Below are 13,751 nucleotides of genomic sequence, written 5' to 3'. Positions count from 1 at the left end.
GACACGCCGCGACGCTCTCAAGGCGCGCGCCCGACAGGCACGCGCCCCTGAGAGCGAAGAACAAGAAGGTCAACTCACCGCACAGCTCTGATCCCCCAGCTTGAAAGCCGTCGGTTTCGTGTTCGCCCCCGTCCAGCTCCCCGTGAAGCCGAAGCCCACCGTCGAACCGGGGGCCACGTTCGCGTTCCAGGTCAGGTTCTTCGCCGTGACCGCGGCGCCCGACTGCGTGGAGTCGGCGTTCCAGAGCTGGGTGATCTTCTGGCCGTCCGGGAAGATCCAGCCCAGTGTCCAGCCGGTCCAGGCGGCGGAACCGGTGTTGGCCAGCGACACATCGGCCTGGAAGCCGCCCGACCACTGGTTCGTGATCTTGTACGTCACCGTGCAGGCCCCCGTCGGCGGGGGCGTCGGGTCCGTGCCGCCGCCACCGCCCCCGGTGTCCGAACTGTCGCCGTAGACGATCCCGCGCCCGTTCGTCGCGACGTACACCCGCCCGTAGATCCGCGGGTCCCCCGTGATGGCCGCGCCCGTCCAACCCCACTGGTGGGCATCGTCGTTGATACGCGTCCAGGTCGCGCCCTTGTCCGTCGAGCGAAAGATTCCGCGGACGCCCCCGATCTTCGCGCCGGCGTAGAGCGTCTGGTAGGAGGCGCCGGTCGCGGCCTTGCCGAAGCCGATGGTGTCGGCCTGCTGGACGTTCGACAGCTTGGTGAAGTTCGCGCCGCCGTCCGTGGAGTGCCACAGTCCGTACGCACCGTCGCTCGCGCCGCCCGCGAGCCACACATCGCCCTTGGTGCCGGGCAGCGCCTTGAAGCGCACGCTGTCCCCGCTGGGCAGGTTCCCGGCCGAGGAGGCCGTGAAGGTCGCGCCGCCGTCCGAACTGACGTAGAACTTCCCCGACTTGAAGCCGTAGAAGGTCTTCGGATCGACCCGGTCCGACTCGACGACAGCGCCCGCGGGGATACCGCTCGACGCCGACCATGACGTACCGAACCCGGTGGTGTACTGCACCGAGGTGCCCGCCGGGCTCCACACGAAGCGGCTGCCGTCCGAGGCCGCGGCGACCGTACCGCCGCCGGTGACGCCCGAAGGGTCGCTGCCCGCGAACCAGTTGGCGCCGTTGTCCGTCGAGAAGCCGATGTGCGGCCCGGAGTCGAGGTTGCCGACCCGCACCACGGTGTTCGGGTTGGACTCGGCGTAGTCGAGACTGGTCGTCGTCGTGAGGTTCGGCGAGGTGTACATCATCGAGGGGACCTTGGTGAGATCCGTGTGCCGGAAACCGCCGATGTCACCGAGCGCGCTGAGCAGGGGAGCGCCCGACGGGGGAGAGGCGAGGTCGTTGACAGCCGTCTCCTCCAGGCCCTGGACCATGGGCTTGACGGCGAACTGGCTCCCGGCGTCCCAGTTGGTGAGGTTCTCGGTGCCGTAGATCGTCGCGCCGGTCCCGTACATCATCCGGGCGGAGTCGAACGGGTCGATCTCCAACCCCTCGGTCATCCAGCCGAGTTTGGGAGTCTGCTCGGGTGGCGAGGGGTTCGCGCCGAAGGTCAGCCAGGGCACGGACGAGACGTCCATCGTGTAGCGGTTCGAGCGGTTCGGGTACGAGGTGTAGTCCCAGGCCTTCGTCCAGGTGCCGCCGCTGTCCGTGGACCGGAAGATCTGGGTGTCGGGCCACCAGGAGCTGTACGCCGTCGCCATCACGGTGCCGGGGTGCTGCCGGTCCACGGTCAGCCCGCTGAAGCCGTAGTAGGTGTCGGCCTCCGCCACCGGGCTGATGTTCGTCCACGTCCCGGTCCGGGTCGCGTAGCGCCACAACTGGCCCTTGCCGCCGTCGTACGGGCCGCCCTTGTCGCTGTAGGCCAGGTAGAGGTAGCCGTTCACCGCGTCCAGAACGCCCTTGTGGGCGAGGTAACCGGTGGGCTGGCCCGCGATCCTGGACCAGGTCGCGCCGCCGTCCGCCGAGCGGTAGACCGCGTTGTCCTTGTCGGCGACCCCCACGTAGATCGTCTGCGTGGCGCTTCCCGAGGTGCCGGTGGACTCGTCGAAGGTGACCCAGACGATGCCCTGGTTGTCGGAGGCGTAGCCGCTGGTGTCGGTCGCGTCCTGCACGTAGTTGCCGACGTTGGGGAAGCCGGTGACCTGCGACCAGCTCGCGCCGGAGTCCGTGGACCTCCACAGACCCTTGCCGCTGGGCGCGCCGAGATACAGCACGCTGTTCTTGTTGGGGTCCACGGCCAGCCGTTCGCCCATGCCGCGTCCGGGCATGTTGCCGCCCAGCTTGAAGGGCAGGTCGGCCTTCTGCCAGCTCGCGCCCCGGTCGGCGGAGCGCAGGACGGCCCCGTTGGTCGGGTCCCAGCTGTTGGTGTACGTGCCGACCGCCGCGTACACCTTGTTCGGGTCGACGGAGTCGGAGGCCAGGCTGACGACGCCGGAGTGGCCCCACTCGTCCCAGCCGACCGAGTCGAGCAGCGGGGTCCAGCTCTTCGAGGCCTGGACCCAGCGATAGGCGCCGCCGATGTCCGTACGGGCGTAGGCGAGATTCTTTTCGGTGCGGTTGAAGACGATGCCGGGGACGAAGCCGCCGCCGTCGATGCGGGCGTTCTTCCAGGTGTACGTGTCGGCCGCGACGGCTGCCTCGGGGGTGCTCGCGGCCAGTGCGGGCGGGGTGCCGGCCAGTAGTCCGGCGGCGAGGGCGAGTACGGCCGTGAGGATGCGGGTTCTTCGCACGGTGGGTCCTCTCCGGGAGCGATGGGAGGGAAGGCAGGGGAGGGAGGGGAGGCGGAGGAGGAAAGGGCAGGGAAAGGGGCGGAGCCGGAGGTGAAACGTGTGATGGCCGGGCGGCCCTCAGTGCGGTGAGGGACCGCCCGGCCGGTGGCCCTGCCGTCAGGGACAGGACCGCGTACGCGGAGCCACAGCGGGGACTATTCGAGAAGCTCCGCGTACGAGCCCATGGCGAGGGCGATGTCCGCCTGCGCCCAGAACCGGTGGTACGTGAAGGAGGGCGCGGCGCCGCCCGCCAGATAGCTCTGGATCTTCGACCAGGCCGGGTCGTTCTTGTAGAAGGACCGCAGCGAGGCGAAGGTGGAGGACGAGTTGATCGCGTCGCCGTTCGGCATCGTGCCGGTGAAGGTGCTCGGCACGTACACGCTGTCGTCGAAGCGGTTGTAGTCGGCGCGGGTCTCCGGGACGGCTATGCCCAGACCGTCCTGGTAGTTGTTCCACATGCCGTCGAGGAGCGCCTTCGCCGTCGTCTTCGCCTGGGCGTTGCCGGACTTGGCGGCGTAGTACGACAGGGTCTTGGCGTACGCGGCGGCCACCCCGACGTCGTTCGTGTAGTCGGCGACGGTGACGTGAAGTCCGCTGTTGGCGCCGGGACTCGACGCGTTCCAGGTGTCCGGGGCGCCGGACCACTGGAGCGTGGAGGGGATCTGGTAGGTGCCGTCCGGGTTGATCGTGGTCTTGGACAGCGCCCATGCGACCCACTTGTCGAGGACCGCCTTGGCACTCGCGTTCCCCGTCTGCTGGTAGTACTCGGCGACCCGTTCCATGGACCAGGCCTGGAAGCCGAACCACTGGTTGGACGGCGGGTCGTGGTACACCGGCTGCTGGTCGTAGTACATGCCGTAGAAGGTCGGCGTCCCGGTGGGAGGCGTCGCGTAACGGCCCGCCCAGCTGTTGGTCGCGCCGCCCGCGATGGCGCCCTCGTTCGACTGGAGCCAGCGGTAGAACTCAAGTTGCCGGGTCAGCGAGGTGGCCCAGTCCGAGGCGCCCGTCGCCGACTTGGGCTTCAGGTCGGCGTTGGTGCTGAGCGCGTAGGCGGCCAGCGGGTTCTGGTAGCCGCCGTGGGTGTGGCTGGAGCCGATGCGCCAGGCCCAGCCCGCCGAGGTGTCGTTCGCGCCACCCCAGGCGTAGTACCAGGAGAGCAGATAGTGCGAGGCGTCCTTGCCGGTACCCGCCGGGCAGGTCGTCGGGCCGACGCAATTGCCTATTTTCTTGAAGTACTTGTCGTACATGGCGTAGCGCAGGTAGTCGCCCATCTTCGCCGCCTTGCCGACTGTGGTCGAGACATCGGCGCTCTTGCCCTGGGCCTTGGCCCACACGTCGGCCCAGTACGCGGCCTGCACCGCGCGCGCGTCGGCGTCCGGGGCGTCCGTGTACTTCCACTGCTTCGCGTACGAGGAGTCCCCGGTGAAGAGGTCCAAGTACCCGTTCTTTCCGCCGTACTTGAAGGCGTCGCAGGTCGGCTGCGGCACCGTCTCCCACACCGACTCCTGCGCACCGCGCTGGAAGGTGTTGATGTACGACGGGCCGGTGGCGGTCGGACCAGCCTCGCACTTGCCGGGCTCGTTGCCGTAGCCGTAGGTGTTGTCCACGTCCTGGAGCCAGTGCATGCCGTACACGTCGTCCGTGCCGTACGCGCTCTTCAGCTCGGCGGCGATCGGGTCCGGGCCGACCGAGACACCCGTGTCGAGCTTGGCCGGGTACTCGTTCGGGGTGTCCAGCTCGGGCGCGTAGGTGGCCGGCTTGGAAGCGTTGTAGAAGGAGTTGGTCGGCTGGTCGGCGTGGGTGGGGATCATGTACGTCTCCATGGTCGTCCACGCGGCGTTGAACTTCGACCAGTCGCCGGTGACCTTCCCGTACATCGCCTGCAGCCAGATCAGATAGCTGTACGCCTCCGACGTCGTCTCGTGTCCCTGGTCCGGCGCCTCGACGATCAGTGTCTCCACCGAGTGATACGGGATGCCCTCGGGGGAGAAGTAGCCGTTCGCCGGGTTGGTGATCTTGCCGTAGAGGTCCAGGAAGCGCGCGTCGTACGCCTTCGTCGCGGCCAGTTCCGTCACGGTGACGGTGGCCTTGGCCTGACCGGTCGCCGAGGCCGTGAAGGTCGCGGACCCCGTGCCCGAGGCGTCGGCGGTGATGGTCACCGTCTGGGCCGTGTTCCAGTTGGACGGGGTGAAGGTCAGACTCGAACCGCCGGTGACGGACAGCCCCGTGTTGCCGTCCGTGCGGGCCACCGCCACCGTCACGTTCGCGCTCGGCTGGGTCGAGAGCTTCACCGTGAATGTCCCCGACTTGCTCTGCTGGACGCCGAGTTGGGCCGGTGAAGCGACGATCGCGGGTCCCGAGGCGACCGTGATGCCGGCCGGTACGGACTCCGCCGACGCGCCCAGGCTGTCGTACGCCTTCGCGAGGACGGAATGACTGCCCACGGCCAGCCCGGACGCCGACAGCGTGTACGGCGAGCTGGTGTCGGTGCCGAGCAGGGTCGTGTCGTCATAGAACTCGACCTTGGAGATGGTCGCCCCGTCGGCCGCCGCCGCGGTCGCGGCCAGCGGGACGGAGTCGCCCTGGGTGTAGACGGCGCCCGCCGCGGGGCTGGTCAGCACGGTGATCGGCGGCTGATGCGCGCCCGTGCAGGTGGTGCCGTTGACGGCGTAGGAGGCGGGTGCGGTGTTGGTGCCGCTGTAGGTGAACTGGGCGCCGGCGGTCACGGCGGCCCCGGCGGCGATCGTCCCGTTCCACGCCGCGTTCTTCGCGGTGACCGTCTTGCCGGACTGGGACCAGGTCCCGTTCCAGCCGTTGGTGAGGGTCTGGTTGCCCGCGTAGGCGTACGTCAGGGTCCAGCCGTTGATGGCGTCGGTGCCCCGGTTGGTGATCGTCAGATCCGCGGTGAAGCCGGAGCCCCAGTCGTTGGTCTTGTAGTCGACGCTGCACTGAACCGTGGCCGCGTGTGCGGGAGTCGTACCGGTCGCCAGAGTCGCGAGCGGGAGGGCGAGAGCCGCCACTACGGCGGTCCACAGGCGTCGCGAGCTGCGACGACGTCTCCATCGAGGGCTGGGATCCATGGTGCTGGTTCCTCCTTGCGGCTCGGAGAATGGGGGGAGGAGCAACAAGCCTTGAACCAGTGGGAGCGCTCCCATATTGGAGAGAGGGGTGTGAGGGGTCAAGGTGCTTGAAGAGTCGAAATGATTCGATTGATCAACAGTGCAACTCCTCTGTCCAACAGTGGAACTTGGCGCTAGCTTCATCGGCACCAGTGGGAGCGGTTCCATCAGTCGACGCGTCGATCAAGGCGCGCCAGATCTGCAAGGAGTCGCTTCATGCGTCACCCCCCGCGTTTGTCTCTTTTAGTGATCGGCGCCGCGGTCGCCCTCGTGGGCACGGCTGTCGCGCCGGTCGTCACGGCCTCGGGAGCAACTCCCGCGTGCACGGTGGAGTACTCGGTCACCGGTCAGTGGGACACCGGCTTCCAGGGCGCCGTGAAAATCACCAACAACATGGCAGCGCTGAGCAGTTGGAGTCTCGGCTTCGACTTCTCGGGCGGCCAGAAGGTCACCCAGGGCTGGAGTGCCAAGTGGTCCCAGTCCGGCACGACGGTGACCGCGTCCAACGAGAGCTGGAACGGCTCGCTGGCCACCGGCGCGAGCGTCAGCGCCGGCTTCCTCGCCTCCTGGTCGGGAAGCAACGCGGTGCCGACGGCCTTCAAGCTCAACGGCACCACCTGCAATGTGGACGCCCAGCCGACGCCCACACCGACGCCGACCGACCCGCCGCCGACCGGCGGTGAGGCGCCGAAACTGCACGTCTCGGGCAACAAGCTGGTCGACTCCGCCGGAGCCACCCGCAGGATGCTCGGTGTCAACCGCTCCGGCGGCGAGTTCATGTGCGTCCAGGGCTACGGCTTCTTCGACGGCCCCGTCGACGACGCCTCCGTCAAGGCGATCGCCGACTGGAAGGTCAACACGGTCCGCATTCCGCTGAACGAGGAGTGCTGGCTCGGCCTGTCCAACATCAAACCGGAGTACGCCGGCGCCAACTACATCGCCGCGGTCAAGGACCTGGTGGCCAAGGTCGAGGCGCACGGCATGACCCCGCTCGTCGAACTGCACTGGACGTACGGCCAGTACACCGGCAACTCGGCCGGCTGCTCCGATGTGCACGCCACCTGCCAGAAGCCCATGCCCGACGCGCAGTACACCCCGTCCTTCTGGTCCTCGGTCGCGAACACCTTCAAGGACGACCCGGCCGTCGCGTTCGACCTGTTCAACGAGCCCTACCCGGACCGCGCGACCTCCACGACCACCCAGGCGTGGACCTGCTGGCGCGACGGCGGCACCTGCCCCGGCATCTCCTACCCGGTGGCCGGAATGCAGAGCCTGGTCGACGCGGTACGCGGCACCGGCGCCAAGAACCTGATCCTGGCCGGCGGTCTCGCGTACTCCAACGACCTGAGCCAGTGGCTGACGTACAAACCCTCTGATCCCACGGGCAATCTCGTCGCCGCGTACCACGTCTACAACTTCAACACCTGCGCGAGCGAGAGCTGCTGGAACTCGACCCTCGCCCCGGTCGCCGCCCAAGTACCCCTGGTGGCGGGCGAGATCGGGGAGAACACCTGCTCCCACGCCTTCGTCGACACGGTCATGAAGTGGTTCGACGACCGGGGGCTCTCGTACCTCGGCTGGACCTGGAACACCTGGGACTGTTCCTCCGGTCCGTCGCTGATCTCGAACTACGACGGCACTCCGACCTCCTACGGCATCGGGCTGCGCGACCACCTGCGCGCCCTCAACGGATAAGGAACCCGCACATGAGCCGTGCAAGAACTGCACTTCTCGGGGCACTCGCCCTGATCGCGGCGGGAACGGGCGCCGCCTCGGCGGTCCCCGCCGACGTCGGCACCAACGCCGTCGCCTCCATCCCCTGCACCGTCGACTACAAGGTGCAGAACCAGTGGGACACCGGCTTCACCGCCGCCGTCACCGTCACCAACAACAGCGCCGCCAAGTCCTCCTGGGCGGTCAAGTGGTCGTACGCCGGGAACCAGAAGGTCACCTCCGGCTGGAACGCCAAGATCACCCAGAGCGGGACGGCCGTCACCGCCGCCAATGAGACGTACAACGGAACACTGGCGACCGGGAGTTCGGTCAGCTTCGGCTTCAACGGCTCCTACAGCGGCACCAACGCGCTGCCCACCGCCTTCACGCTCGACGGCGTGACCTGCAACGTCGACGACGGCAGTGGCGGCGGGGGAGGCGGAGGCGGCACCGACCCCTCCGGCAAGGTCGACAACCCGTACGCCGGCGCCAAGGTGTACGTGAACCCGGAGTGGTCGGCGAAGGCCGCCGCCGAGACCGGCGGCAGCCGGATCTCCAACCAGCCCACCGGTGTCTGGCTCGACCGGATCGCCGCCATCAACGGCGCGTCCGGCAGCATGGGCCTGCGCGCCCACCTCGACGCGGCGCTCGCCCAGAAGGGCACGGGTGAAGAGGTCGTCCAGCTCGTGGTCTACGACCTGCCCGGACGTGACTGCGCCGCGCTCGCCTCCAACGGCGAGATCGGCGCGACGGAGATCGACAAGTACAAGACGCAGTTCATCGACCCGATCGCGGCGATCCTCTCCGACACCAAGTACGCCTCGCTGCGCATCGTCACGACCATCGAGATCGACTCGCTGCCGAACCTCGTCACCAACACCGGCAGCCGCGCGACCGCCACGCCCGCGTGCGACACCATGCTCGCCAACGGCAACTACGTGAAGGGCGTCGGCTACGCGCTCGCCAAGCTCGGCGTGATCCCGAACGTCTACAACTACCTCGACGCCGGTCACCACGGATGGCTGGGCTGGGACGACAACTTCGCCCCCGCCGCCAACATCTTCAAGCAGGCCGCGACCGCCGAGGGCGCGACGGTGAACGATGTCCAGGGCTTCATCACCAACACGGCGAACTACAGCGCCCTCAAGGAGAACAACTTCACCATCAACGACACGGTGAACGGCACCTCGGTCCGCCAGTCCAAGTGGGTGGACTGGAACCGCTATGTCGACGAGCTCTCCTTCGCGCAGGCCTTCCGCACCCAGCTCGTCTCGGTCGGCTTCAACTCCGGTATCGGCATGCTGATCGACACCTCCAGGAACGGCTGGGGCGGCACGGCACGGCCCGCCGGTCCCGGCGCGACGACCAGCGTCGACACGTACGTCGACGGAGGGCGCTACGACCGCCGTATCCACATCGGCAACTGGTGCAACCAGTCGGGCGCGGGCCTCGGTGAGCGTCCCAAGGCGGCACCGGCGGCCGGCATCGACGCCTATGTCTGGATGAAGCCTCCGGGCGAGTCCGACGGCTCCAGCACGGCGATCGCGAACGACGAGGGCAAGGGCTTCGACCGGATGTGCGACCCGACGTACACGGGCAACGCCCGCAACGGGAACAGCCTCTCCGGCGCGCTGGCGAACGCCCCGCTCTCCGGGCACTGGTTCTCCGCCCAGTTCCAGGAGCTCATGAAGAACGCGTACCCGGCCCTGTGACCGGCTGAGCGCGCGGTCCGCCAGGGGTCAGCTGTCCTTCCCCAGCCCCTGGCGGATCGCGAACTCCACCGCCGAGTAGTCCCCGTCGGCCCGCTCCAGCTCCAGGGGCGCCGCCGGGGACAGCGGCGGCTGTGCCATGAACCGGGGCCGGCTCCCGTGGTGCGGCTGCGCCGCGTGCACCAGGAAGGGATGACACAGGTATACGTCGCCGGGCCGGCCGGTGGCGTAAGCGACCGGCCGGTGCGCAGACGCCTCGACCAGCAGCGGCGCGATCTCCAGGCCCGAGACGCCCTCCTCCCCGTACGGCTCCAGGAGCGGCGGCACGTCCAGGTGCGAGCCGACGCGGATGCGGGTCGGGGCGTCCTCGGGACCCACCTCGGTGAACAGGAACAGCATCAGCAGCGCGCGATCCCTGGACCGGAGATTGGCGTGGTACCAGGTCGCGCCCTCGGGCAGATAGCTGCCCTCGATGTGCCAGCCCGCGTCGTCCGGCTCCTCCTCGTGCGGGAAGCGCAGCGGGAAGCTGCCCAGGGAGTAGCGCGGCTCCCAGCGGCCCTCCCCGAGGAGCAGGTCGAACGCGTCGTGCAGGGCGGGTGAGTTGACGGCGGCAGCGAAGGGGCCCTGGGCCATGCCGGAGATCCAGCGCACGGGCTCGGTCCAGGTGGCGGGGTCGTCCGGGGAGCAGCCCGTCTCCTGCCACAGCAGCCGGACGCAGTCCGCGGCGACCCGCGCCGGGAAGGCGCCCTCGATCCGCACGAAGCCGTCATCGAGGAAACGCTCCAGCATGACGTCGGCGTCGTCCATTCGGCCATGTTCGATGACGGGTCCCCGCGGGCGCATCCGGTTTTCCGGCGGTTTCTTTTGCCGTTCGGGCAACACGACTGGCCGTTTCCGGGAGTGGCGGCGCACGCTGTCCTCATCCCGAGAGAGAGGCTTGTCCCATGGCACAGGACCACGACCACGACCACGGCAGCGGCCACGGCCCTGCGCACCAGCAAGGCTCGGCGCAGGATCACGGCCACCACCACGGTCCCGCGCAGAACCATGGGCACGATCACACCCACATGGATTTCTCCCAGATGCTGCCCCTGCTGGTGCAGGAGGCGGAGCTGTTCACCCCGGCGTACGCCGAGGCGGCCGAGTGGCTGCGGGAGCAGCAGCCCGAGCCGGGGCTGATCGTGGACGCGGGCAGTGGCCCCGGGGTCATCTCCTGCCTGCTCGCCGAGAGGTTCCCGGGTGCGCGGGTCGTCGCCGTGGACGCCGCCGAGCCCCTGCTGGCGGAGGCCCGTGCCCGCGCCGAGCGGCTCGGCGTCGCCGACCGCTTCAGCACGGTGGAGGCCGAACTCTCCGAGGGTGTGGGCGACTTGGAGTACCCCGCGGATCTGTTGTGGGCCAGCAGGTCGCTGCACCATGTCGGTGACCAGCGGGCCGCCCTCGCGGGTTTCGTCCGGAGCCTCGCGCCAGGTGGCACCCTCGCCCTGCTGGAGGGCGGCCTGCCCACGCGCTTCCTCCCGCGCGACACCGGCATCGGCCGGCCCGGCCTGGAGGCCCGCATCGACGCGGTGCACGACGAGTGGTTCACCCGCATGCGCGCCGAGCTGCCCGGATCGGTGACGGAGACGGAGGACTGGCCCGCCCTGCTCACCGCCGTCGGCCTGCGCCACACGGCGACCCGAACCTTCCTCCTCGACCTCCCGGCCCCGCTCTCGGACGTGGCTCGCGACTTCGTCGTCACGGTCCTCACCCGTAGGCGGGACGGCCTCGCCGAAGGGCTCGACGCGGAGGACCTCGCCACGCTCGACCGGCTCCTCGACCCGGACGACAAGGCGAGCGTGCACCACCGCTCGGACGTGTTCGTCCTGACGGCGATGACGGTGTACGTGGGGGTCAAGCCGGAGTAGCCCCGGCGACCGTCGCGTGGCTGCGGGGACGTCCGGTGGGCCTTGACATCGAGTGTGCTCCAAGTGATGAACTCCCGGAGCTCGCCGTACAGTCGGCCCGCGCCCGGCCGGACACTCTTGGGGGTACACCATGACCGACTCTCCCGTCGCACTCATCACCGGAGGCGGAAGCGGTATCGGGGCCGCGGTCGCCCGCCGGCTGCTCGACGCCGGGCACCGGGTGGCCGTCACCGGTCGCGGTGCGGAGCGACTGCGCGGCTTCGCCGATGAACTCGGCAATCCTGAGGGGCTGTTGACGGTCGTCGGGCACGCGGCCGAGTACGACCAGGTGCGAGCGGCGGTCGAGGCGACGCTCAAGGAGTTCGGGCGGCTCGACACCGTCGTCGCCAACGCCGGTTTCGCCACCCATGACACGGTCGCGGAGGGCGACCCCGCCGGCTGGTCCGAGATGGTGCTGACCAATGTGCTGGGGCCCGCGCTGCTCATCAGGGCATCCATCGAGGCGCTGAAGGAGACCCGTGGCCGCATCGTGCTGATCGGCAGTGTCGCCGGGCATGTGAACACGCCCGGCAACATCTACGGCGCGACCAAGTGGGCGGTGACCGGGCTCGCCGAGAACACCAGGCGCCAGGTCACCGAGTACGGAGTGGGCGTGACCCTGATCTCGCCCGGCCGCGTGGAGACCCCTTTCTGGGACAGCTACGGCAGCCTTCCGCCGGGGCACCTGCTGACGGCGGACCAGCTCGCGGACTCGATCGTCTGGGCGGTGGGACAGCCGACGGGCGTCGACGTGAACACGGTCGTCGTCCGCCCGATCGGCCAGCCCGTCTGATCCGGGCCCGGCGGGCGAGGGGCCTCCCCGCCGGGCAGGTGCTCAGTTGTTGGCGAGGAACTGCTTGGCCAGCGAGTCCCCGAGCGACACGGCCGCGCTGTGGCTCTCGATGGGGGACACCTGCGAGTTCTTGAACAGGATGTAGGTCACGCCCGAATCGGTCCCGCCCGTCTCCGGGTCGGGGTCGATGCCGAGTGCGTTCGCCGTGGCGTACGACGCCTCACCGATGATCTTCGTCGGTCCGGTGTCGCCGACCACCGCGTACTCGACCTTGCCGTTGTAGACGACGGCGACCACACCGCCGCCCTTGATGCCCGAACTCGTGTACTTCCAGATGCTGCTGGTGCTCGGCACGACGACGTAGGGAGTCGAGTCGGCGCGCAGCGGCTGGCCGTTGGACTGGTGGAAGGCGGTGTCGTCCTGGAACCAGGGGTCGGTGTCGGCACTGCACTTGCTGGTGACCTGGCCGTCGCAGTCGATGTCCATGTCGGCCTTCCAGAACACGGCGCCGTTCTTGCCGCAGACGGGGATCGTGGCCGAGGTCTCGTCGTCGGTCTTGTACTTCCCGCTCGATATCTGCGAACAGGACGTCACCTTGGCGAAGAGGGCGGCCGCGCTGACCGAACCCTCCTGTGCCGAGCGGGGGGTGGCGGTGCCGGAGGCGCTCGCCGGGAGCGTGGCGACGGCGAGCAGCGCCGCGCCGACGGCCGCGGACAGGGTCAGTGTTCGAGTGCGCACTGTGGGGGACCCTTCTGTTAGGAAACTTTCCTTACCGGGTTGCCGTACAAGGTGGCCCTGCTTGCATGACCGCGTCAAGACCTGTCGCCGCGTTGGTCCGGTCCAAGGACGCGAAAAAGCCGCCGGCCCGGATGCGGTGAGCATCCGGGCCGGCGGCGGACCGCGGGCGGGTCGGTCAGCCGATGTCGAAGGTGGCCGGGTCCGGGCCGATGCGGCGGTCCTCGTTCAGGGCCGAGATCGCCGCGATGTCCTCGGTGTCCAGGGAGAAGTCGAAGACATCGATGTTCTCCTTGATCCGGGACGGGGTCACGGACTTCGGGATCACGATGGTGCCCAGCTGGAGGTGCCAGCGCAGGACGATCTGGGCCGGCGTGCGGCCGTGCTTCTGGGCGATGGCGATGATCGCCGGGACCTCCAGGAGGCCCTTGCCCTGGCCCAGCGGCGACCAGGCTTCGGTCGCGATGCCCTGCTCGGCGTGGAACTCACGGGTCGCGCGCTGCTGGAGGTGCGGGTGCAGCTCGATCTGGTTGACGGCCGGGATGACGGACGTCGCGTCGATCAGCTTCGCCAGGTGCTCCGGGAGGAAGTTCGACGTGCCGATGGCCTTGGCGCGGCCGTCCGCGTAGATCTTCTCGAAGGCCTTGAACGTGTCGACGTACGTGCCCCGGGACGGCGTCGGCCAGTGGATCAGGTACAGGTCGACATAGTCCAGGCCGAGCTTCTCCAGCGAGGTGTCGAAGGCGCGCAGCGCGGCGTCGTACCCCTGGTCGCTGTTCCAGAGCTTGGTGGTGACGAAGAGCTCCTCGCGGGCGATGCCGGAGCCGTTGACGGCCTTCCCGGTGCCCTCTTCGTTGCCGTAGATCGCCGCTGTGTCGATGCTGCGGTACCCGGACTCCAGCGCGGTGGCGACCGCTCGCTCCGCCTCGTCGTCCGGCACCTGCCAGACGCCGAAGCCCAGCTGCGGCATCTCGAC

The 13,751-nt window shown here is 68.9% G+C and carries 9 protein-coding genes; 4 read left to right on the top strand and 5 right to left on the bottom strand.

The window, feature by feature from the left end; translation table 11 throughout:
- Window positions 1–69: 69 nt before the first annotated feature.
- Both N4G66_RS17215 and N4G66_RS17210 read right to left on the bottom strand, forming a co-directional pair.
- Window positions 70–2,724, bottom strand: a complete 2,655-nt coding sequence (locus N4G66_RS17215; protein ID WP_261704997.1) for a cellulose binding domain-containing protein — start codon at window positions 2,722–2,724, stop codon at window positions 70–72.
- 194 nt (window positions 2,725–2,918) lie between these two features.
- Entirely contained in the window at window positions 2,919–5,843 is a 2,925-nt protein-coding gene (locus tag N4G66_RS17210; RefSeq protein WP_261704996.1) for a glycoside hydrolase family 48 protein, read from the bottom strand.
- A gap of 255 nt (window positions 5,844–6,098) precedes the next feature.
- Here N4G66_RS17210 and N4G66_RS17205 point away from each other — a divergent pair, with 255 nt between their 5' ends.
- Window positions 6,099–7,577 carry a cellulase family glycosylhydrolase gene (locus tag N4G66_RS17205; RefSeq protein ID WP_261704995.1) on the top strand — a complete coding sequence of 493 codons (1,479 nt, stop codon included), beginning with the start codon at window positions 6,099–6,101 and terminating at the stop codon, window positions 7,575–7,577.
- An 11-nt stretch (window positions 7,578–7,588) separates the two neighbouring features.
- Window positions 7,589–9,307 (top strand): glycoside hydrolase family 6 protein, encoded by a 1,719-nt coding sequence (locus N4G66_RS17200; protein ID WP_261704994.1) that lies wholly within the window; start codon window positions 7,589–7,591, stop codon window positions 9,305–9,307.
- 27 nt (window positions 9,308–9,334) lie between these two features.
- On the opposite strand, the gene N4G66_RS17195 is transcribed toward N4G66_RS17200, so the two are convergent.
- On the bottom strand, window positions 9,335–10,111 hold the full coding sequence (locus N4G66_RS17195) for a phytanoyl-CoA dioxygenase family protein (protein ID WP_261704993.1): 777 nt from the start codon (window positions 10,109–10,111) through the stop codon (window positions 9,335–9,337).
- 137 nt (window positions 10,112–10,248) lie between these two features.
- Between N4G66_RS17195 and N4G66_RS17190 the strand changes: the two genes are divergently transcribed.
- Window positions 10,249–11,208: a methyltransferase domain-containing protein gene (locus N4G66_RS17190; protein ID WP_261704992.1), complete on the top strand. Its 960-nt coding sequence runs from the start codon at window positions 10,249–10,251 to the stop codon at window positions 11,206–11,208.
- Between the two features lie 130 nt (window positions 11,209–11,338).
- A complete protein-coding gene (locus tag N4G66_RS17185) occupies window positions 11,339–12,040 on the top strand; it encodes an SDR family oxidoreductase (protein WP_261704991.1) in 702 nt (233 codons plus the stop codon).
- Window positions 12,041–12,082: 42 nt separating this feature from the next.
- Here N4G66_RS17185 and N4G66_RS17180 read toward each other — a convergent pair whose 3' ends face one another.
- Complete coding sequence (locus N4G66_RS17180) at window positions 12,083–12,778, bottom strand: glycoside hydrolase family 75 protein (RefSeq protein WP_261704990.1); 696 nt, start codon at window positions 12,776–12,778, stop codon at window positions 12,083–12,085.
- A 175-nt stretch (window positions 12,779–12,953) separates the two neighbouring features.
- Window positions 12,954–13,745 (bottom strand): aldo/keto reductase, encoded by a 792-nt coding sequence (locus tag N4G66_RS17175; RefSeq protein WP_261705093.1) that lies wholly within the window; start codon window positions 13,743–13,745, stop codon window positions 12,954–12,956.
- Window positions 13,746–13,751: the final 6 nt, after the last annotated feature.

It is taken from the genome of Streptomyces rhizosphaerihabitans, assembly GCF_025399795.1.
Lineage (GTDB): Bacteria > Actinomycetota > Actinomycetes > Streptomycetales > Streptomycetaceae > Streptomyces > Streptomyces rhizosphaerihabitans.
This window is presented reverse-complemented; position numbering and strand designations above follow the sequence as displayed.

Bases quoted from the DNA above. Each gene is read 5' to 3' on its own strand.
- N4G66_RS17185 (WP_261704991.1), top strand. From the start codon at position 11,339: ATGACCGACTCTCCCGTCGCACTCATCACCGGAGGCGGAAGCGGTATC.
- N4G66_RS17195 (WP_261704993.1), bottom strand. From the start codon at position 10,111: ATGGACGACGCCGACGTCATGCTGGAGCGTTTCCTCGATGACGGCTTC.
- N4G66_RS17175 (WP_261705093.1), bottom strand. From the start codon at position 13,745: ATGCCGCAGCTGGGCTTCGGCGTCTGGCAGGTGCCGGACGACGAGGCG.
- N4G66_RS17200 (WP_261704994.1), top strand. From the start codon at position 7,589: ATGAGCCGTGCAAGAACTGCACTTCTCGGGGCACTCGCCCTGATCGCG.
- N4G66_RS17205 (WP_261704995.1), top strand. From the start codon at position 6,099: ATGCGTCACCCCCCGCGTTTGTCTCTTTTAGTGATCGGCGCCGCGGTC.
- N4G66_RS17210 (WP_261704996.1), bottom strand. From the start codon at position 5,843: ATGGATCCCAGCCCTCGATGGAGACGTCGTCGCAGCTCGCGACGCCTG.
- N4G66_RS17190 (WP_261704992.1), top strand. From the start codon at position 10,249: ATGGCACAGGACCACGACCACGACCACGGCAGCGGCCACGGCCCTGCG.